The sequence below is a fragment of the Pseudomonas sp. MPB23 genome (genome assembly GCF_046605395.1).
Classification (GTDB): domain Bacteria; phylum Pseudomonadota; class Gammaproteobacteria; order Pseudomonadales; family Pseudomonadaceae; genus Aquipseudomonas.
Map to the genome: position 1 here is coordinate 5,714,531 of NZ_CP176771.1, position 19,899 is coordinate 5,734,429.

Genomic DNA, 19,899 nt, shown 5'->3' on the forward strand with positions numbered 1-19,899 from the left:
GAGCGGGCAGCACGACTTGTCCGTAACCCTCCGAAAACTATATGCATTTCGGCACTACATATTGCGTCAAAACGCGCCATTGTTTGTCTTAGCCACCACATTTCCCACAAACCGTAATAGGCTCAGTCAGCAACTGACAGGCGGCACCTGGGGCCGTTACAATTACCGACTTTGTCGCAACGCTTGGAGCTCAACCTTCCGTGCCCGTTCTGCGTCTACCGCAACTCCCTGCCGCGGCAGGTAAACAGCACTGGGGCAATTTGCCCGGTGCCGCCCTGAGCCTGGCCATCGCCGAGGCTGCCAGCGCAGCCAAGCGCTTTACCCTGCTGCTCACCGCCGACAGCCAAAGCGCCGAACGGCTGGAGCAGGAGCTGAGCTTCTTCGCCCCCGATTTGCCGGTGCTGCATTTTCCCGACTGGGAAACCCTGCCCTACGACCTGTTTTCGCCGCACCAGGACATCATCTCCCAGCGCATCGCCAGCCTGTACCGCCTGCCGGAACTGGCCCACGGCGTGCTGGTGGTGCCGATTACCACGGCGCTGCACCGCCTGGCGCCGACCAAATTCCTGCTGGGCAGCAGCCTGGTGCTGGATATCGGCCAGAAGCTCGACGTAGAGCAGATGCGCACGCGCCTGGAAGCCAGCGGCTACCGCTGCGTCGACACGGTCTACGAACACGGCGAATTCGCGGTGCGCGGGGCGCTGATCGACCTGTTCCCGATGGGCAGCAAGTTGCCGTACCGCATCGACCTGTTCGATGACGAAATCGAGACCCTGCGCACCTTCGATCCGGAAAACCAGCGCTCCATCGACAAGGTCGAGTCGATCAAGCTGCTGCCGGCGCGAGAATTCCCGTTGCAGAAAGACGCGGTGACGCGCTTCAAGGCACGCTTTCGCGAACGCTTCGACGTCGACTTCCGCCGCTGCCCGATCTTCCAGGACCTGAGCAGCGGGATTACCCCGGCCGGTATCGAGTACTACCTGCCGCTGTTCTTCGACGAAACTTCCACCCTCTTCGACTATCTGCCCCAGGACACCCAGGTGTTCTCGCTGCCGGGTATCGAACAGGCGGCGGAAAACTTCTGGAACGATGTGCGCAACCGCTACGAAGAGCGCCGCGTTGATCCATCCCGTCCTTTATTACCGCCCGCCGAACTGTTCCTGCCGGTGGAGGACTGCTTCGCCCGCCTGAAAAACTGGCCGCGCGTGGTCGCCAGCCAAGAGGATGTGGACGCAGGCAGCGGCCGCATGCGCTTCCCCGCGCAAAACCTGCCGAACCTGGCGATTGAGGCCAAGGCCAGCCAGCCGCTCGAAGCGCTGTCCAACTTCCTCGGCGACTTCGCCGGTCGTGTGCTGTTTACCGCCGAATCGGCCGGGCGCCGCGAAGTGCTGCTGGAACTGCTGGAACGCCTGAAGCTGCGCCCGAAAACCGTCGACAGTTGGTCGGACTTTGTCGCGAGCAAGGACCGCCTGGCAATCACCATCGCCCCCCTGGACGAAGGCCTGCTGCTGGAAGATCCGGCCCTGGCGCTGATCGCCGAAAGCCCGCTGTTCGGCCAGCGCGTGATGCAGCGTCGTCGCCGCGAAAAACGCGCCGACGCCAATAACGACGCGGTGATCAAAAACCTCACCGAGCTGCGCGAAGGCGCGCCGGTGGTGCACATCGATCACGGCGTCGGTCGCTACCTGGGCCTGCAAACGCTGGAAATCGACAACCAGGCCGCCGAATTCCTCACCATGGAATACGCCGAAGGCGCCAAGCTCTACGTGCCGGTGGCCAACCTGCACCTGATCGCCCGCTACACCGGCAGCGACGACGCCCTGGCGCCGTTGCACCGCCTGGGTTCCGAGACCTGGCAGAAAGCCAAGCGCAAGGCCGCCGAACAGGTGCGCGATGTCGCCGCCGAGCTGCTCGACATCTATGCCCGTCGCGCCGCCCGCGAAGGCTATGCGTTCGCCGACCCGAAAGCCGACTACGCCACTTTCAGCGCCGGTTTTGCCTTCGAAGAAACCCCGGACCAGCAAACCACCATCGAAGCCGTGCGTGCCGACATGCTCGCCCCCAAACCGATGGACCGCCTGGTCTGCGGCGACGTGGGCTTCGGCAAGACCGAAGTGGCGATGCGCGCGGCCTTCATCGCCGTGCATGGCGGCAAGCAAGTGGCGATCCTGGTGCCGACCACCCTGCTCGCCCAGCAGCACTACAACAGTTTCCGCGACCGTTTTGCCGACTGGCCGGTCACCGTCGAAGTCATGAGCCGCTTCAAGTCCGCGAAGGAAGTGAATGCCGCCGTCGCCGATTTGGCGGAAGGCAAGATCGACATCGTGATCGGTACGCACAAACTGCTGTCGGACGATGTGAAGATCAAGAACCTGGGCCTGGTGATCATCGACGAAGAACACCGCTTCGGCGTGCGTCAGAAAGAACAGCTCAAGGCCCTGCGCAGCGAAGTCGACATCCTCACCCTCACCGCCACGCCGATTCCGCGCACGCTGAACATGGCGGTGTCGGGCATGCGCGACCTGTCGATCATCGCCACCCCACCGGCGCGGCGCCTGTCGGTGCGCACCTTCGTGATGGAGCAGAACAACAGCACCGTCAAGGAAGCGCTGCTGCGTGAATTGCTGCGCGGCGGACAGGTGTATTACCTGCACAACGATGTGAAAACCATCGAGAAATGCGCCGCCGACCTCGCCGAACTGGTGCCGGAAGCACGCATTGCCATCGGCCACGGGCAGATGCGCGAGCGCGACCTCGAACAGGTGATGAGCGACTTCTACCACAAGCGCTTCAACGTACTGATCGCCTCGACCATCATCGAGACCGGCATCGACGTGCCGAGCGCCAACACCATCATCATCGAGCGCGCGGACAAGTTCGGCCTGGCGCAACTTCATCAGTTGCGCGGCCGCGTCGGACGCAGTCACCACCAGGCCTACGCCTACCTGCTGACGCCACCGCGCCAGCAAATCACCGGTGACGCGGAAAAACGCCTGGAAGCCATCGCCAACACCCAGGACCTGGGCGCCGGCTTTGTGCTGGCCACCAACGACCTGGAAATCCGTGGCGCCGGCGAATTGCTTGGCGACGGCCAGAGCGGGCAGATCCAGGCCGTGGGCTTCACCCTGTATATGGAGATGCTCGAACGTGCAGTGAAAGCCATCCGCAAAGGCGAGCAACCGAACCTCGACCAACCCCTGGGCGGCGGTCCGGAGATCAACCTGCGCTTGCCGGCATTGATTCCCGAAGACTACCTGCCGGATGTGCACGCGCGACTGATCCTGTACAAGCGCATTGCCTCGGCCACCGACGAAGAAGGCCTCAAGGACCTGCAGGTCGAGATGATCGACCGCTTCGGCCTGTTGCCCGAACCAACCAAGAACCTGGTGCGCCTGACCCTGCTCAAATTGCAGGCAGAGCAACTGGGGATCAAGAAGGTCGACGCCGGGCCGCAGGGCGGGCGCATCGAATTCGAAGCGCAGACGCCGGTGGACCCGTTGGTACTGATCAAGTTGATCCAGGGCCAGCCCAACCGCTACAAGTTCGAAGGGGCTACGCTGTTCAAGTTCATGGTCCCTATGGAGCGTGCCGAAGAACGCTTCAATACCCTGGAGGCGCTGTTTGAGCGCCTCATCCCGAAATCTGTTTGAAGGACGCCCCAATGCGCCTGTTCCGCATTCTGAGCCTGATGTTGGTGGTACTCGCACCCTCGGCGTACGCCGACAGCCCGTACCAAGTGGAAATGATCCTGGTGCGCCAGAACGCGGAGCCGGAGCTCGACAGCAGCCGCGCCGCGCCGGAGGACTGGGACGCCGGGGCCGTACACCTGGGCGACAAAATGAGCCCGCCGCGCCTGGGCACGATCGTCGACAAGCTGCGCGCAGACACCAGCTACACCGTGCTCGTCCATAAGGCCTGGGAGCAGAACCTCGGTGAGCAGCCGGTAAAAATCGCGATCACCGAAGGCCAGGAACAGTTCGGCCAGTTTCCCATCGAGGGCGTGCTGAGCCTGCAACTGGGTCGTTTCACCGATATCGATGCGGACTTCTGGATCAACCGCTTCGACAGCAACGGTAGCGTGATCGCCAGCGAGCACATGACCCAAAAGGACGTGCGCACCAAGAACAACCAGCTCAACTATCTGGACGGCGGCCACCTGGCGCTGCTGATCAAGATCACTTCGTTGACCGCCAAACCACCCAGCGCACCACCGCCCGATATTCAGGACTGATCCCGCGCCATGCCCCTGACGTCGTCGCTGACCAAACCCCTGGCCCCCTCGTGGGCCAATCGCTTCAAAGAGCAAAGCCTGGAGCGTGGGCGGCGTTATGCGTTGGAAAATCGCGTGCGCATTGTCGAGTGCGGCGACAGCACCATCATCGCCAGTTGCGAAGGCTCGGGCAGCAACGTCTATCGGCAGACCATCTCGCTGCGCGAATCAGCCAAGGGCACGTTGATCCTGGTGGACAGCCGCTGTACTTGCCCGGTGCACACCAACTGCAAACATATTGCCGCCGTGCTGCTCAAGGTTCAGGAAACCCTGGCCTATCCGGCCGCTGCCCAGGATGCCGAACTGCTGGAAAAACTCCAGGCCGTGCTGGACAACCGCGTAGTACTGCCGCAGGTGGTGATGGAAGATGTGTTGCCTGTGCCGCGCTTGTGGTTGGCCAGCGCCGAATTCAGTGCGTTCGAGCCGCGCAACGGCAAGATGCAGCGTTATATCCAGCACCGGGCAGCGTTGTCGTTCAACTATCTGGGCAACTATGTCAGCGGGCAAAAGAACGCTGACATCATCGTGCGTCAGGAAACCCAGAGCCTGCGTATCAAGCGCCATCCCGAGCTGGAGCAGCGGTACCGCGAGCAACTGCGCCTGCTCGGCTTCAAGATCGCCACACGCCAGAGCAAGGCCCTGCCGGAAAGCGCTGGCGAGCTGTTCGAGATGGTCAATGACAGCGCCTGGCTGAACTTCACCCTCAACGCATCGCCGACACTGCGGGCCGAAGGCTGGGAACTGCAGATCGACGACGACTTCGGTTTTGACCTGAGCCCGGTGGAAGACTGGTATGCCACCGTCGACGAAGGGCCAGAGCGCGACTGGTTCGACCTGGAACTGGGGATCATCGTCAATGGCGAACGCCTGAGCCTGCTGCCGATCCTGCTCAACCTGATGCGCTCCCACACCGAGATCCTCTTCCCGGAAAAAATCGCCCGGCGGCGTGATGATGAGCTGATCCTGGTGAATATCCCCGGCCTGCCCAATGGCGGCCATGGCCCGCTGCAAGTGGCGTTGCCCTATGGCCGATTGAAACCGGTGCTGGCAACCCTCGGCGAGTTCTATCTGCAGGAACCCGGTGCCACCACGCTGCGCCTGGCAAAAGCCGATGCAATCCGCTTGAACCCGCTGGAAGACCTGCCCTTGCAATGGGAAGGCGGCGAAAAGATTCGCAACTTTGCCCAGCGCCTGCGGGACATCAAGGACTTCACCTGCGTGGCTCCCGAAGGGTTGAACGCAACGCTGCGGCCTTATCAGCTCGAAGGCTTGAGCTGGATGCAGTCGCTGCGTCAACTGGAGGTAGGCGGGATTCTTGCGGATGACATGGGGCTGGGCAAAACCCTGCAGACCTTGGCGCACATTCTCACTGAAAAAGCCGCTGGCCGTCTGGACCGGCCCTGCATGGTGGTGATGCCCACCAGCCTGATCCCCAATTGGCTCGACGAGGCGGCGCACTTCACCCCGCAACTCAAGGTGCTGGCGCTGTATGGTGCGGGGCGCAAGAAACACTTCGCAACCCTGCAGGATTATGACCTGCTGCTGACCACCTACGCACTGCTGCCCAAGGACATCGAACAGCTCGCCCCCCTGCCCTTGCACGTACTGATCCTCGACGAAGCCCAGTACATCAAGAACCCATCCAGCAAAGCAGCCCAAGCCGCGCGCGAGCTGAATGCACGGCAGCGCCTGTGCCTGAGCGGCACCCCGCTGGAAAATCACTTGGGCGAGTTATGGTCGCTGTTCCACTTCCTGCTGCCGGGCTGGCTCGGCGACGTCAAGAGCTTCAACCGTGACTACCGCTCCCCCATAGAAAAGCGCGGCAGCGATGTACGATTGCAGCACCTCAACGGTCGGATCAAACCCTTCCTACTGCGCCGGACCAAAGAACAGGTGGCGACGGAATTGCCGCCCAAGACCGAGATCATCCATTGGGTCGACCTCAATGAAGCCCAGCGCGACGTGTACGAAACCATGCGCCTGGCCATGGATAAAAAGGTCCGCGACGAGATCACCCGCAAAGGCGTGGCACGCAGCCAGATCATCATTCTTGAAGCGCTGCTCAAGTTGCGCCAGGTGTGCTGCGACTTGCGCCTGGTCAACGATGCCAGCCTGCCCGCCCGTGGCAGCAGCTCGGGCAAACTCGACAGCCTGATGGAGATGCTCGAAGAGCTGTTTGCCGAAGGGCGTCGGATCCTGTTGTTTTCCCAGTTCACCTCGATGCTGAGCCTGATTGAACTCGAGCTGAAAAAACGCGGCGTCGCCTACGCGCTGCTGACCGGCCAGACCCGTGATCGGCGCACGCCGGTGAAGGATTTCCAGAGCGGCAAGCTGCAGATCTTTCTGATCAGCCTGAAGGCGGGCGGTGTAGGCCTGAACCTGACCGAAGCGGACACCGTGATCCACTATGACCCCTGGTGGAACCCGGCCACGGAAAACCAGGCCACCGACCGTGCGTATCGCATTGGCCAGGAGAAACCGGTGTTCGTGTACAAGATGATTGCGCGCGGCACGGTGGAAGAAAAAATTCAGCACCTGCAGAAAGAAAAGTCCGATCTTGCAGCCGGCGTGCTGGATGGGCGGACCACCGGGGATTGGCAGTTGGGCAACGAGGATATCGAGGCGCTGTTTGCGCCGCTGCCCAACAAGCAAGAAAAACGCTGACAGCTAGATCGGGGGTTTCAGTCGATCAGTTGAGCCCCGCGCAATGCCGTGAGGGCGGTCGACCAGCGTGGATCCTGCTTATACTCAGTCGAAGCAATCGCCTGCCCACGCATACGTGCGATACGAGCCGACGGCGTGACCTTCATCCTCTGAGCCGCACTGAGTGCCAGCTCAGCCGCCGCACGATCGTTGCACACCAGGCCCATGTCGCAACCGGCAGTCAGCGCCGCCTCAATCCGACTGGCCGCATCCCCCACCACATGAGCACCGGCCATGGACAGGTCGTCACTGAAAATCACCCCGTCAAATTGCAGTTCGCCACGCAGAATGTCCTGCAACCAGCGACGCGAGAAACCGGCGGGCTGGGCGTCGACTTGCGGGTAAATCACGTGGGCCGGCATCACCGCCGCCAATTGCCGGCTCAGGCGTGCGAAAGGCACCAGGTCATTGGCGCGAATCTGCTCCAGGCTGCGTTCATCATTGGGAATGGCAACGTGGGAATCGGCCTCAGCCCACCCGTGACCCGGAAAGTGTTTACCGGTGGCGGCCATGCCAGCGCTGTTCATGCCACGGATAAAGGCACCGGCAAGCACCGCGGCGCGCTCGGGGTTGCCCTCGAAGGAGCGGGTGCCGACCACGGCGCTGCGCTGGTAGTCCAAGTCCAGCACCGGAGCGAAGCTCAGGTCCAGGCCAACGGCCAGGACTTCGGTGGCCATGATCCAGCCACACTGCTCGGCGAGGTATTCGGCATTGGGATTGTCCGCCAGCGCGCGCATGGCCGGCAGGCGCACAAAGCCTTGGCGCAGACGCTGCACGCGACCGCCCTCCTGGTCGACCGCCAGCAGCAGGTCCGGGCGCACGGCACGAATCGCCGCACTCAATTCCCGCACCTGGCGCGGATGCTCGATATTGCGCGCAAAAATGATCAGGCCACCCACCTCAGGCTGGCGCAACAGATGGCGATCCTCGGCCGTCAGCCAGGTACCGGCAACGTCGACCATCAAAGAACCTTGCAGGGCAGCAGTCATAAACCTTCCTTAAATAACGCACACAATCCACCGCACTCACCCGGCGCGATAAGCGCGGCAAGCACAACGGATTGCGCGTAAATAGCTGAAATCGGCATGGGCGGCTAGCTTAGCGGATGCCAGCGGCCACGCACACCCGGGACGGTCAAACCTTAGCGGGGATGGGTGTGGATTTGCTGCGCGGACGCAATTGAGCGACGACCATGGCCTGGTCGGTCACGCCGGTTTCGGCGCGCATGCCGGCAGCGAGGAATGGCACCATCAGGCGCATCACCTGCTCGATGGAGGTGTTGACGCCAAAATCGGTCTCGGCAATCGCCCGCAACGCTTTGATCCCGGACATGCTGAATGCTGCGGCGCCAAGCATGAAGTGCACGCGCCAGAACAATTCGATCGGTGGAATACGCGGGGCAGCTTCGTTGACCAGCAACATATAGCGGCGGAACACCTTGCCATACATGTCTTCCAGATAACGACGCAGGTGGCCCTGGCTCTGGCTGAATGCCAAGCCCAACAGACGCATGAAGATCGACAGGTCGTTGCCGCTGCGCGGCTGCACCACCAGCGCTTGCTCAACGAGGATCTCCAGCAGTTCTTCCAGGCTTGGCTTATGGTCGGCTTTGGCCTGGCGGCGCTCAAGCTCACGGTCGAGGCTCGCACAGAACGGCCCGAGAAAACGTGAGAACACTGCTTGGATCAGGGCTTTTTTCGAGCCGAAATGATAGTTCACGGCGGCGAGATTGACCCCTGCCTTGCTGGTGATCAGCCGCAATGAGGTTTCAGCAAATCCTTTTTCCGCGAACAATTGCTCGGCAGCATCGAGAATGCGTTCAACGGTTTCCGACTGGGCCATGGCTACTCCGCCTGACAAACACTTGTTTGAAACATACGTTTCAGCCTGTGTCTTGTCAAGTCTATGGGTTCGCTTTCCGGCCGGGCAGTCATCTATTTGAGCACCATTTAATCACATCCTTTCAACTCTGTAGGCAGCGCTGTCTTTGCTTTGTAGGAGAGATAACCGATGACCGTCCAGCGGACGCGCAAAAAAGGATGATTGCCAAGTACAGTCCACTGTATATAATCCCAGTCACTGTATAAAAAGACAAAGCGATCAACATGCTAAAACTGACGCCACGCCAAGCTGAGATTCTGGCTTTTATCAAGCGCTGCCTCGATGACAACGGCTACCCGCCGACACGAGCGGAAATTGCGCTGGAGCTGGGGTTCAAATCCCCCAATGCCGCCGAAGAACACCTCAAGGCCCTCGCTCGCAAAGGTGCGATCGAGATGACTCCAGGGGCTTCGCGGGGCATTCGCATCCCGGGTTTCGAAGCCAAGGCCGACGAATCGACCCTGCCGATCATTGGTCGCGTCGCCGCCGGTGCGCCGATCCTGGCGCAACAGCACGTCGAGGAATCCTGCAACATCAACCCGACCTTCTTCCATCCCCGCGCCGACTACCTGTTGCGGGTCCATGGCATGAGCATGAAGGACGTAGGCATTTTCGACGGTGACCTGCTGGCCGTCCACACTACCCGCGAAGCCCGTAACGGCCAGATCGTCGTCGCCCGTATCGGCGATGAAGTCACCGTCAAACGCTTCAAGCGCGAAGGCAGCAAGGTCTGGCTCCTGGCCGAGAACCCTGAGTTCGCCCCGATTGAAGTCAACCTGAAAGACCAGGACCTGGTGATCGAAGGCCTGAGCGTCGGCGTCATTCGCCGCTAAAGGAGGCATCATGCAGCTCGTTCACACCCCACAACACACACAACTGTCGCTGTTCGAGGCCTTTCTGGCCCAACCCCTTGCGCCGATCCTCAAGGAAACGGTCGAAGCGCCCTGGAGCGCCGAACCCGAGGTGTTCAGTGAACTGTCGTTGCGCGGTGCGGCCGGGAGCTGCCTGAGCCTACTGGCACCGATCCTTCGCGAACTGAGCGAGGAGCAGGATGCCCGCTGGCTGACGCTGATCGCGCCACCCGCCAGTCTGACCCAGGCCTGGCTGCGGGACGCCGGCCTCAACCGCGAGCGCATCCTGTTACTGCAACCCCGCGGCACCCAAAGCGCCCAACAATTGACCTGCGAAGCCTTGCGCCTGGGCCGCAGCCACACGGTGGTGAGCTGGCTGAACCCGCTGAACGCCACTGCCAAGCAACAACTGATCAGCGCCGCGCTTACAGGCGATGCACAGAGCTTGAATATCCGATTGGGGTAACGTGGCGAGGGGCTTGCTCACCCTGAAACTCAGTGAAGAACCCGTGGCCCATCCTCTTTTTCCGGCTCGCCTTCCGCCAGGCGACCGGCCATCTGCACACCAACGCTCAACATGGCTTTGGCCACTTCAACGTGTTGGCCCTGCAGAAACACTTTTGCATCTTCGGAAAAATCCAGAATAACCAGAGAACCTTCGTCCTCAGCACGGCGCAGCTCGATTCGGCCGTCAGGCAACTCAACAATTTCCAGAAAGGACGTCGGCATAAAAGTCTGTTCTCCACGAAAGGCAGGGATTATATCAGTCATCCGCCCGGCCTCGTTGAGGATCTGAGGGGGTTTCTTTACCGCTTGATGAACGGTGCACACAAAATCGAACCTGTCTTCAGCACTCGTTCAGGCCCTCACGAAAGCGCAGCGCCATCTTTTTCAGCTCCTGGCGCCAGCCTTCCAGCTCTTCCCGACTCAGGGGCTTGGGCTCATCCTCTTCCAGCGCAACCGCCACGATCAGCGGCTGTGTCACGTCGCCCTTGGGCACGCGGGGAATTCGCGGTGGCTGGAACATATCGGCATGGGCTTTGAGTAAACGCGCGACCCAACTGTCCGGGCTTTGGGCCATTTCCACCAGCTCGGCGAGCTCTGGGATAGCCATGGTCTCCAGCACTTCGCGGCTGATGATCATTTCCGCGCGGGGCGAACCGGCCTGGGGCAAGCGGTAGAACCCGGCAATCTCATGGCACAACCCCAGCAAGGCGCCATACAGGTGGAACAAGGCGGCTTCACGCCCCGCCAGGACCAGCGCGATGGCGTTCATCTCCTTCCCTTCCTCGGCGCGGCCAAGGGCTTCCAGGGACAAACCCGCGAAGTAAATTTTCTGATTGGTACGGGTATAGAGTTCGTTGGCCATGACGGCAACCTCCACAACGAATAGGCATGATGCTAGCTCAACAGTGTCACGGATCAACTGCGCACACCGCAAGCACAGAGTAGGCGGCAGATGAATATCCACCCCTCTCGCATCACCCTACAGAGGGGTGAGGAAACTCGACATGCCATACGTTGTACTGCATAACTCATTCGAACAGAGGGGGCAGTACCTTTTTGAACGGCTCACTATGAGCTTCTAGTTTACGCGTTCGGTTTAATACCTTACTTGGGGAGGCGTCTCACGTTTTTGTTTGTCTTCTGTTTTTCCGGACTCTTCCCCCTCGAGCTTTTTCTTTTAAAAGTGTTTAACAATAGCCTCGGCGCCTTCCCCGATCAAATATTCAGCGGTTTTAATTGCGGGCATCAACAGAACTTCCAATCCCATTTCACTTGATCCTTCGCTTGATAATTGGCGGGTTATTTACCCGACAAATAAGTGGTCAGCTTTATGGGAAACGTTCCTTCACCTACAGCTCTTTTTCCTGATAGCCCTACACGCCCAGACAGTGGTGCTTACCTATGACATAGCCTGCTTGGCACATCCGAAAAGCCACCTCTTCACAGGCTGCGTGAAAACTTAGCAATCTGCCGTCGATCCAAGAGAATGTCGGTGTCGTTGGATATGCGCATCTTTTTTATGCGCGCTATCAAGCCATAAGCGCAACCGGAGTGCCGAAGTTGATAGGCCGCAAAAGCAAATGCCCCGACAAGTCGGGGCATTTGCTTTCAGCCGGGGCGGCCGCGAAAACTGAGTGCAACACCTGACCTTTCCGGTACGGTGCTGCCCCTATGTCCTATTCCGAACTCAGCGTCGAAGAGCGCGCCATCATTCAACTCAGTCAAGCTCAAGGCTTCAGCCTGCGCGGCATTGCTCGCCTGATTGACAGGTCGCCCTCGACCATCAGCCGAGAGCTGAAGCGCAATCGAGGCAGTAGTGGTGCTTACTCGGCCCGCTGCGCCCAGCAACAGATGAACATTCGGCGCCAGGTTTGTCGCCCCAAGCGCAAGCTTGTGCCGGGCAGCGAGCGCTTCGAACTGGTGGCCCACATGCTGCGTAAGCGTTTGTCTCCCGAGCAGATTGCCGGCAAGCTGCGCAGCATGACCATACCCAACCTCAGAGATGCCTACGTCTGTCGTGAGACGATCTATAACGCGATCTATGCCTTGCCGGTCGGCGAGTTGCGCAAGGAGCTGATCGTCTGCCTGCGCCAAGGCAAGACGACGCGCCGGCCGCGCTCTGGTGGCGTGGATCGGCGCGGCCAGATCCCTGAGATGGTCAGCATTCATGTTCGCCCGCCAGAGATCGAAGACCGGCTGATGCCGGGGCATTGGGAGGGCGACCTGATCAAGGGTAAGGCCAACGCCTCGTCGGTAGGCACGTTGGTGGAGCGCACCAGTGGCTACCTGATGCTGATGAAGATGAACGACGCAACGGCGACCTCGGCGATGGAGGGCTTCAGTGCAGCGCTCAACAGCATGCCGCTGGCGATGCGCAAGAGCATGACCTACGACCAGGGCCGGGAGATGGCGCGGCATGCTGAAATCACCCAGCAGACAGGGGTCGCTATTTACTTCTGCGACCCGCACAGCCCCTGGCAGCGCGGTAGCAACGAAAACATCAACGGCCTGATCCGCCAGTACCTGCCCAAGGGGACTGACTTGTCGGTACACAGTCAAGAGCAATTGAATGCCATCGCCTTGGAGCTGAATATGCGCCCCCGTAAACGCTTCGATTTCAAGTGCCCGATCGAAGTCATGGGCGAGGTGATGCAGGAAGCCATGGCTATGCGGCATCATGCTCCAGCTTCAAATCAATAACCGTGTTGCACTCAGCTTCTGCAACCGCCCGGTATAAGTTGTGTTTTACACACCGCCTGTATTTAGGCGGCTGCGTATTACTCGACCGAGCCGATCAAGCACCCTGGCGCTTGTCCTCGACCTTCCACTTGCCGCCCTCGTAGAACGCCTTCCAACCGGTAGGCTTACCGTCCACTTCGGTCTGCACGTACTGCTCCTTGGTCTTGCGGCTGTAGCGGATCACGGCCGGGCGACCGTCCGGATCCTTCTTCGGCGCTTCACACAGGAAGTGGTACTTCGGATCGATCTCATCCTTGTGCGGCACGATTTCCAGCACCAGCGGCGCACGGGTCTCGCGGTTTTTCGGGAACTGGCTGGCAGCCAGGAACAGTCCCGAAGCACCATCGCGCAGGATGTAGGTGTCGTTGACCTTCTCGCACTTGAGCTCGGGCATTTTCACCGGGTCCATCTTCGGCGGCGCCGCATCACCGCTTTTCAGCAGTTTGCGGGTGTTCTTGCAGGTCGGGTTGGTGCAACCGAAGAACTTGCCGAAACGGCCGGTCTTGAGCTGCATCTCGCTGCCGCACTTGTCGCATTCCAGGCTCGGGCCTTCGTAGCCCTTGATCCGGTAGCTGCCCTCTTCGATCTCGTAACCGTCGCAATCCGGGTTGTTACCGCAGATGTGCAACTTGTGCTTCTCGTCCAACAGGTAGGCATCCATCGCCGTGCTGCAGATCGGGCAACGGTGCTTGCCACGCAGCACCAGCGATTCGGATTCACCCTCGTCGTCGGCGGCGATCTCATCGCCCGGCACCAGGTTGACGGTGGCCTTGCAGCGCTCTTTCGGCGGCAGGCTGTAACCCGAGCAACCAAGGAACACGCCGGTGGACGCGGTACGAATCTGCATCGGACGGCCGCAGGTCAGGCACGGGATGTCGGTCATGACTGGCTGGTTGGCACGCATGCCGCTCTCGGGGCTTTCGGCCACTTCGAGTTTCTTCTTGAAGTCGCCGTAGAACTCGTCCAGCACGTTTTTCCAGTCGCGCTCGCCCTGGGCCACGTCATCGAGGTTCTCTTCCATGCCGGCGGTGAAGCCGTAGTCCATCAGGTTGGAGAAACTCTCGGACAGACGCTCGGTGACGATGTCGCCCATCTTCTCCGAATAGAAACGACGGTTGTGCAGCGCCACGTAGCCACGGTCCTGGATGGTGGAGATGATCGCCGCATAGGTCGAAGGACGACCGATACCGCGTTTCTCCATCTCTTTCACCAGGCTGGCTTCCGAATAACGGGCCGGCGGCTTGGTGAAGTGCTGGGACGGGTCGAGCTTGATCAGCTTCAACGTGTCGCCCTGGGCCATGTCCGGCAGTACATCGTCATCGCCTGGTTTGGCGATCTGCGGCATGACGCGGGTATAGCCGTCGAACTTGAGGATACGGCCCTTGGCACGCAGCTCGAAGTCGCCAGCGCCGACGCTGACGGTGGTGGACAGGTATTGCGCCGGCAGCATCTGGCAGGCCAGGAACTGGCGCCAGATCAGCTCGTAGAGGCGCTCAGCGTCGCGCTCCATGCCACTGAGCTTGCTTGGCTCGGTGTTGGCATCGGAAGGACGGATCGCTTCGTGAGCCTCCTGGGCGCCTTCTTTGCTGCTGTAGACGTTCGGCTTCTCCGGCAGGTACTTCTTGCCGAATTCGCTTTCAATATAAGTGCGCGCCATCGCCACCGCGTCTTGCGACAGGTTGGTGGAGTCGGTACGCATATAAGTGATGTAGCCGGCTTCGTACAAACGCTGAGCCATCATCATGGTTTTCTTCACACCGAAGCCCAGGCGGTTGCTCGCGGCCTGTTGCAGGGTGGAGGTGATGAACGGTGCCGACGGCTTGCTGCTGGTCGGTTTGTCTTCACGCTTGACGATGCTGTAGCTGGAGGCCTTGAGCTTCTCCAGCGCGGCCATGGCCTGGGCTTCGTTCAGCGGCTTGAAGGCCTCACCTTTTTCGCGGGCCACTTCAAAGCGCACGTTGGCGCCCTTGGCGGTGCCGAGATCAGCGTGGACTTCCCAGTATTCTTCGGGGTTGAACGCACGGATTTCGCGCTCACGCTCCACCACCAGCTTGACCGCTACCGATTGCACTCGGCCGGCGGACAGGCCACGGGCGATCTTGGCCCACAGCAGTGGCGAGACCATGTAACCCACGACGCGGTCGAGGAAACGACGGGCCTGCTGGGCGTTGACACGGTCGATATCCAGCTCGCCCGGCTTGGAGAAGGCTTCCTGGATGGCTTTCTTGGTGATTTCGTTGAACACCACACGCTTGTAGCGGCTGTCATCACCGCCGATGGCTTCCCGCAGGTGCCAGGCAATGGCTTCCCCTTCGCGGTCCAAGTCCGTTGCGAGATAGATGGTGTCGGCATCTTTGGCGAGCCGGCGCAGCTCTTCGATGACCTTTTCCTTGCCCGGAAGGATTTCGTACTTGGCCTTCCAGCCATGTTCCGGGTCCACACCCATGCGCGAGACCAGCTGCTTGCGCGCTTTCTCTTTAGGGGTAAGCACCGGACCTTCGCCCGCGGCGGCCTTGCCGCGCTTGGCGGCAGGCTCCTTGCTGGCGCTAGCCGAACCGCTGGTGGGCAGGTCTCGGATATGGCCGATACTCGACTTCACCACGTACTCGTTACCCAAGTACTTGTTGATGGTCTTGGCCTTAGCCGGGGATTCCACAATGACCAGCGATTTGCCCATGGATCGGAAAATTCCTGAATTCGAGAAGTGAAAGGCAGTTGGCGCCTGACGCGGCAACGCTATATATAGTGGCAACAAGGTGAGGTCAAGCGCAGCAGTCTGCGCGACCTGCCGTTATTGCCCTGAAAAAAGACTGGGTTCGGCCTGCACCAAAGCAAAGCGCGGGACCTGTTCGCCGTCAACTTCGACGGATTCGAGGAACATGCTCAACGGGCGCACCCAAAAGCCGTAATCGCCATACAGTGCTTGGTAGAACACGACTTCTTCTTCGGTCTCGGAGTGCCGCGCCACGTTAAAAACGCGGTACTGCGGACCTTTATAATGTTGATAGAGCCCCGGTTCGACTTTCATGTTTTGGCCCCCTCACAAAATTTGTTAAAAAAAAATAATAAAAAATACCGAAAAACAAAAACCGGGGCACTGGGGCCCCGGCTTCCGTCAACCCAACGCTTAGATGCGTTCGAAGACGGTGGCAATGCCTTGGCCGAGACCAATGCACATGGTTGCAACCCCAAGGTTGCCGCCATTTTGCTTCATCACATTGAGCAAAGTGCCGGAAATACGCGCACCGGAGCAACCGAATGGGTGGCCCAGCGCAATCGCACCGCCGTGCAGGTTAACCTTCTCATTCATCTTGTCGAGTACTTTCAGATCTTTCAGCACGGGCAAGGCCTGTGCGGCGAAAGCTTCGTTGAGCTCAAAGAAGTCGATATCGGCAATGGTCAAGCCTGCGCGCTTCAAGGCTTTTTGTGTGGCCGGTACTGGACCATAGCCCATGATCGCCGGGTCCACACCGGCAACCGCCATCGAACGAATCACCGCCATCGGCTGGATACCCAGGTCCTGGGCACGCTGCGCCGACATCACGATCATGCACGAGGCACCGTCGGTGATTTGCGACGAAGTACCGGCCGTCACGGTGCCGCCCTTCGGATTGAACGCTGGCTTCAAGGCCGCCAGGCTTTCCAGGGTGGTGTCCGGACGAATGGTCTCGTCGTAGTCGAACAGTTTCAGGAAACCGTTCTCGTCGTAGCCGTTCATCGGGATGATTTCATCCTTGAACTTGCCTTCCAGGGTCGCCTTGTGGGCCAACTGGTGAGAGCGCAGACCAAAAGCATCCTGGGCTTCGCGGGTAATGCCGTGCATCTTGCCGAGCATTTCCGCGGTGAGGCCCATCATGCCCGAGGCTTTTGCCGCGTGCAGCGACATGTGCGGGTTAGGATCGACGCCGTGCATCATGCTGACGTGGCCCATGTGCTCCACGCCACCGACCACGAACACATCACCGTTGCCGGTCATGATCGCCTGGGCCGCGGTGTGCAGTGCGCTCATCGACGAGCCACACAGGCGGCTGACCGTCTGGGCGGCCGCAGTGTGCGGGATCTGGGTCAGCAAGGAGGCCATGCGGGCGATGTTCCAGCCCTGCTCCAGGGTCTGGTTGACGCAGCCCCAGATCACGTCTTCGACTTCGTTCGGGTCGACCTTGACGTTACGCTCCAGCAATTTGCTGATCAGGTGCGCCGACATGTCTTCGGCGCGGGTGTTGCGGTGCATGCCGCCCTTGGAGCGGCCCATTGGCGTGCGACCGAAGTCGACAATCACCACGTCTCTTGGATTCAAGCTCATAAATATTCTCGCTCAAGTGTATGGGACGCTTAACCGAAGAAGCTCTGGCCATTCTTGGCCATCTCACGCAGCTTCGCGGTCGGGTGGTACAGCGGGCCCAAATCAGCGTATTGATCAGCCAGGGCAACGAACTCGGCCACACCGATCGAGTCGATGTAACGCAGCGCACCGCCACGGAATGGAGGGAAACCAATACCGTACACCAGGCCCATGTCGGCTTCGGCGGCGGTTTCGACGATGCCGTCTTCCAGGCAACGCACGGTTTCCAGGCACAGGGCGATCATCATCCAGTTGATGATGTCCTCGTCGGACACCTCACGCTGTTCATAGATGACAGGCGCGAGCACTTCGTGGACCGACGGATCGGCAACCTTCTTCTGCTTGCCCTTCTTGTCGGTCTCGTAGGCATAGAAGCCCTTGCCGTTCTTCTGGCCCAGGCGCTTGGCCTCGTAGAGCGCGTCGATCGCCGAGTGGCGTTCGTCTTTCATGCGGTCCGGGAAGCCTTCAGCCATCACGTCGCGACCGTGGTGGCCGGTGTCGATGCCGACTACGTCCATCAGGTACGCCGGGCCCATGGGCCAGCCGAATTTTTCCATGACCTTGTCGATGCGTACGAAGTCCACACCGGCGCTGACCAGCTTGGCGAAACCGCCGAAGTACGGGAACAGCACGCGGTTGACCAAAAAGCCCGGGCAGTCGTTGACCACGATCGGGTTCTTGCCCATTTTCTTGGCGTAGGCAACGGTCGTGGCGATGGCCAGCTCGCTGGACTTCTCGCCACGGATCACTTCCACCAGCGGCATCATGTGCACCGGGTTGAAGAAGTGCATGCCGACGAAGTTTTCCGGACGCTTGAGGGCCTTGGCCAGCAGCGTGATGGAAATGGTCGAGGTATTGGACGCCAGGATGGTGTCGTCTTTGACCTGGGCTTCCACTTCGGCCAGTACCGCTTGCTTGACCTTCGGGTTTTCGACAACTGCTTCGACCACCAGGTCGACGTGGCCGAAATCGCCGTAGGACAAGGTAGGACGAATGCCGTTGAGTACTTCAGCCATTTTCGCCGCGGTCATGCGACCTTTATCAACGCGACCCACCAGCAGCTTGGCCGCTTCCGCCAGGCCCTGCTCGATGCCGTGCTCGTTGATGTCTTTCATCAGGATCGGCGTGCCTTTGGACGCCGACTGATAGGCGATACCGCCGCCCATGATACCGGCACCGAGTACGGCGGCCTGTTTCACGTCTTTGGCGACTTCGTCGTAGGCCTTGGCCTTTTTCTTCAGTTCCTGATCGTTCAGGAACAGGCCGATCAGGCTCTGGGCTGCGGAGGTCTTGGCCAGTTTGACGAAACCTGCCGCTTCCACTTCCAGGGCTTTGTCGCGACCGAAGTTCGCGGCTTTCTGGATGGTCTTGATCGCTTCAACCGGCGCCGGGTAGTTCGGACCGGCCTGGCCAGCCACGAAACCTTTGGCAGTTTCGAACGACATCATCTGTTCGATGGCGTTGAGCTTGAGTTTTTCCAGCTTCGGCTGACGCTTGGCCTTGTAGTCGAATTCGCCGCTGATGGCGCCTTTGATCAGGTTCAGCGCGGCTTCGGCCAGTTTGTCGGGAGCAACCACTGCATCGACGGCACCGACTTTCAGTGCGTCTTCAGCCTTGTTTTCCTTACCGGCGGCGATCCACTCGATAGCGTTGTCGGCACCGATGATGCGCGGCAGGCGCACGGTGCCGCCAAAACCTGGGTAGATGCCCAGCTTGACTTCAGGCAGGCCGATTTTCGCCGTGGCCGACATGACACGGAAGTCTGCCGCCAGGCACATTTCCAGGCCACCGCCCAATGCGATGCCATTGATCGCGGCAACGGTCGGGACGTTGAGGTCTTCGAAATCGCTGAAAATCTTGTTGGCTTCGAGGTTGCCAGCCACCAGCTCGGCATCGGGCAGCTTGAAGCTCTCGACGAATTCGGTGATGTCGGCGCCGACGATAAACACGTCCTTGCCGCTGGAGACGATCACGCCCTTGACCGAAGCATCTGCTTTGATGGCGTCTACGGCCTGACGCAGTTCGTTCAGGGTTAGACGGTTGAACTTGTTGACGGACTCACCCTTGAGGTCGAATTTCAGTTCGACGATGCCACTTTCAAGAGCCTTAACCGTGATGGCTTTACCTTCGTAAATCATCAACTGATCTCCACGATATGGAAGCTGAACAGTACACATCGGACGCTGGCCTCTGGTTGGACATTGATGATTTCGTCAATGCTCACCCCAATGCGCCAGGCACACCCGCCAATGCGATAGTCGGGATTCTGTATGAGCGGTCTGACAGACAAACGCTCAATTCATACGCCCGTTTGATTTGGGTACGCCACCTTCATCCAATTCCCGACAATTGTCAATCGCTCGAAAGGCTCGGAAAAACGCGACTTTCCAGTCACTTTCAGAACCTCGACCCAAAGGCCGCACCTCGTCAATATTCAACTATTCACGAAATCAATAATGAAAAATATCTGGGAAAAGACTGTACAGAACCGGATATGCCGCTAGGCTAGCGACAACCGTAACGCGCCTGGATGAATATCCGACGCAGGAAACACCGATTTACCGGCCTGCCTGGCCAACCCCAGCCCGATGATGATGTCGGGCTTT

15 protein-coding genes are annotated in these 19,899 nt (G+C 59.9%); 7 read left to right on the forward strand and 8 right to left on the reverse strand.

From position 1 onward, the window contains the following. Positions 1-200 precede the first annotated feature (200 nt). The 3 genes from mfd to ACLH0J_RS25915 are packed head-to-tail and all read left to right on the forward strand — an operon-like array spanning position 201 to position 6,934. On the forward strand, positions 201-3,650 hold the full coding sequence (gene mfd / locus ACLH0J_RS25905; RefSeq protein WP_411389641.1) for a transcription-repair coupling factor: 3,450 nt from the start codon (positions 201-203) through the stop codon (positions 3,648-3,650). Positions 3,651-3,661: 11 nt separating this feature from the next. Beyond that, entirely contained in the window at positions 3,662-4,231 is a 570-nt protein-coding gene (locus tag ACLH0J_RS25910) for a CsiV family protein (RefSeq protein ID WP_411389642.1), read from the forward strand. Between the two features lie 9 nt (positions 4,232-4,240). Then, on the forward strand, positions 4,241-6,934 hold the full coding sequence (locus tag ACLH0J_RS25915) for a DEAD/DEAH box helicase (RefSeq protein ID WP_411389643.1): 2,694 nt from the start codon (positions 4,241-4,243) through the stop codon (positions 6,932-6,934). Positions 6,935-6,951: 17 nt separating this feature from the next. On the opposite strand, the gene nagZ is transcribed toward ACLH0J_RS25915, so the two are convergent. Then, the gene (nagZ, locus tag ACLH0J_RS25920; protein ID WP_411389644.1) at positions 6,952-7,962 is read right to left on the reverse strand and encodes a beta-N-acetylhexosaminidase; all 1,011 of its coding nucleotides are present in this window, start codon (positions 7,960-7,962) and stop codon (positions 6,952-6,954) included. Positions 7,963-8,107: 145 nt separating this feature from the next. Then, entirely contained in the window at positions 8,108-8,815 is a 708-nt protein-coding gene (locus ACLH0J_RS25925; protein ID WP_411389645.1) for a TetR/AcrR family transcriptional regulator, read from the reverse strand. A gap of 263 nt (positions 8,816-9,078) precedes the next feature. Here ACLH0J_RS25925 and lexA point away from each other — a divergent pair, with 263 nt between their 5' ends. Together lexA and sulA are read left to right on the forward strand one after the other, a co-directional pair. Then, positions 9,079-9,687, forward strand: a complete 609-nt coding sequence (gene lexA / locus ACLH0J_RS25930; RefSeq protein ID WP_003172575.1) for a transcriptional repressor LexA — start codon at positions 9,079-9,081, stop codon at positions 9,685-9,687. 10 nt (positions 9,688-9,697) lie between these two features. Further along, positions 9,698-10,171: an SOS-induced cell division inhibitor SulA gene (gene sulA, locus ACLH0J_RS25935; protein WP_411389646.1), complete on the forward strand. Its 474-nt coding sequence runs from the start codon at positions 9,698-9,700 to the stop codon at positions 10,169-10,171. Between the two features lie 29 nt (positions 10,172-10,200). Here sulA and ACLH0J_RS25940 read toward each other — a convergent pair whose 3' ends face one another. Both ACLH0J_RS25940 and ACLH0J_RS25945 read right to left on the reverse strand, forming a co-directional pair. Beyond that, a complete protein-coding gene (locus ACLH0J_RS25940; protein WP_010212068.1) occupies positions 10,201-10,434 on the reverse strand; it encodes a hypothetical protein in 234 nt (77 codons plus the stop codon). Between the two features lie 118 nt (positions 10,435-10,552). Continuing rightward, positions 10,553-11,074 carry a DUF6586 family protein gene (locus ACLH0J_RS25945; RefSeq protein WP_411389647.1) on the reverse strand — a complete coding sequence of 174 codons (522 nt, stop codon included), beginning with the start codon at positions 11,072-11,074 and terminating at the stop codon, positions 10,553-10,555. 809 nt (positions 11,075-11,883) lie between these two features. On the opposite strand from ACLH0J_RS25945, the gene ACLH0J_RS25950 reads away from it, so the two are divergent. Next, positions 11,884-12,912, forward strand: a complete 1,029-nt coding sequence (locus tag ACLH0J_RS25950) for an IS30 family transposase (RefSeq protein WP_019818564.1) — start codon at positions 11,884-11,886, stop codon at positions 12,910-12,912. A 94-nt stretch (positions 12,913-13,006) separates the two neighbouring features. Here the strand turns inward: ACLH0J_RS25950 and topA are convergent, their stop codons facing one another. The 4 genes from topA to fadB form a co-directional block, all read right to left on the reverse strand. Further along, positions 13,007-15,628 (reverse strand): type I DNA topoisomerase, encoded by a 2,622-nt coding sequence (topA, locus tag ACLH0J_RS25955; protein WP_411389648.1) that lies wholly within the window; start codon positions 15,626-15,628, stop codon positions 13,007-13,009. A 114-nt stretch (positions 15,629-15,742) separates the two neighbouring features. Then, positions 15,743-15,979 (reverse strand): DUF1653 domain-containing protein, encoded by a 237-nt coding sequence (locus ACLH0J_RS25960; protein ID WP_010563748.1) that lies wholly within the window; start codon positions 15,977-15,979, stop codon positions 15,743-15,745. Positions 15,980-16,078: 99 nt separating this feature from the next. Next, positions 16,079-17,254, reverse strand: a complete 1,176-nt coding sequence (gene fadA, locus ACLH0J_RS25965) for an acetyl-CoA C-acyltransferase FadA (RefSeq protein ID WP_411389649.1) — start codon at positions 17,252-17,254, stop codon at positions 16,079-16,081. Positions 17,255-17,283: 29 nt separating this feature from the next. Next, positions 17,284-19,431, reverse strand: coding sequence for a fatty acid oxidation complex subunit alpha FadB (gene fadB, locus ACLH0J_RS25970; protein WP_411389650.1), 2,148 nt, complete (start codon positions 19,429-19,431; stop codon positions 17,284-17,286). Between the two features lie 17 nt (positions 19,432-19,448). On the opposite strand from fadB, the gene ACLH0J_RS25975 reads away from it, so the two are divergent. Continuing rightward, positions 19,449-19,802 carry a hypothetical protein gene (locus ACLH0J_RS25975; protein ID WP_411389651.1) on the forward strand — a complete coding sequence of 118 codons (354 nt, stop codon included), beginning with the start codon at positions 19,449-19,451 and terminating at the stop codon, positions 19,800-19,802. The last annotated feature ends 97 nt before the right edge of the window (positions 19,803-19,899 follow it).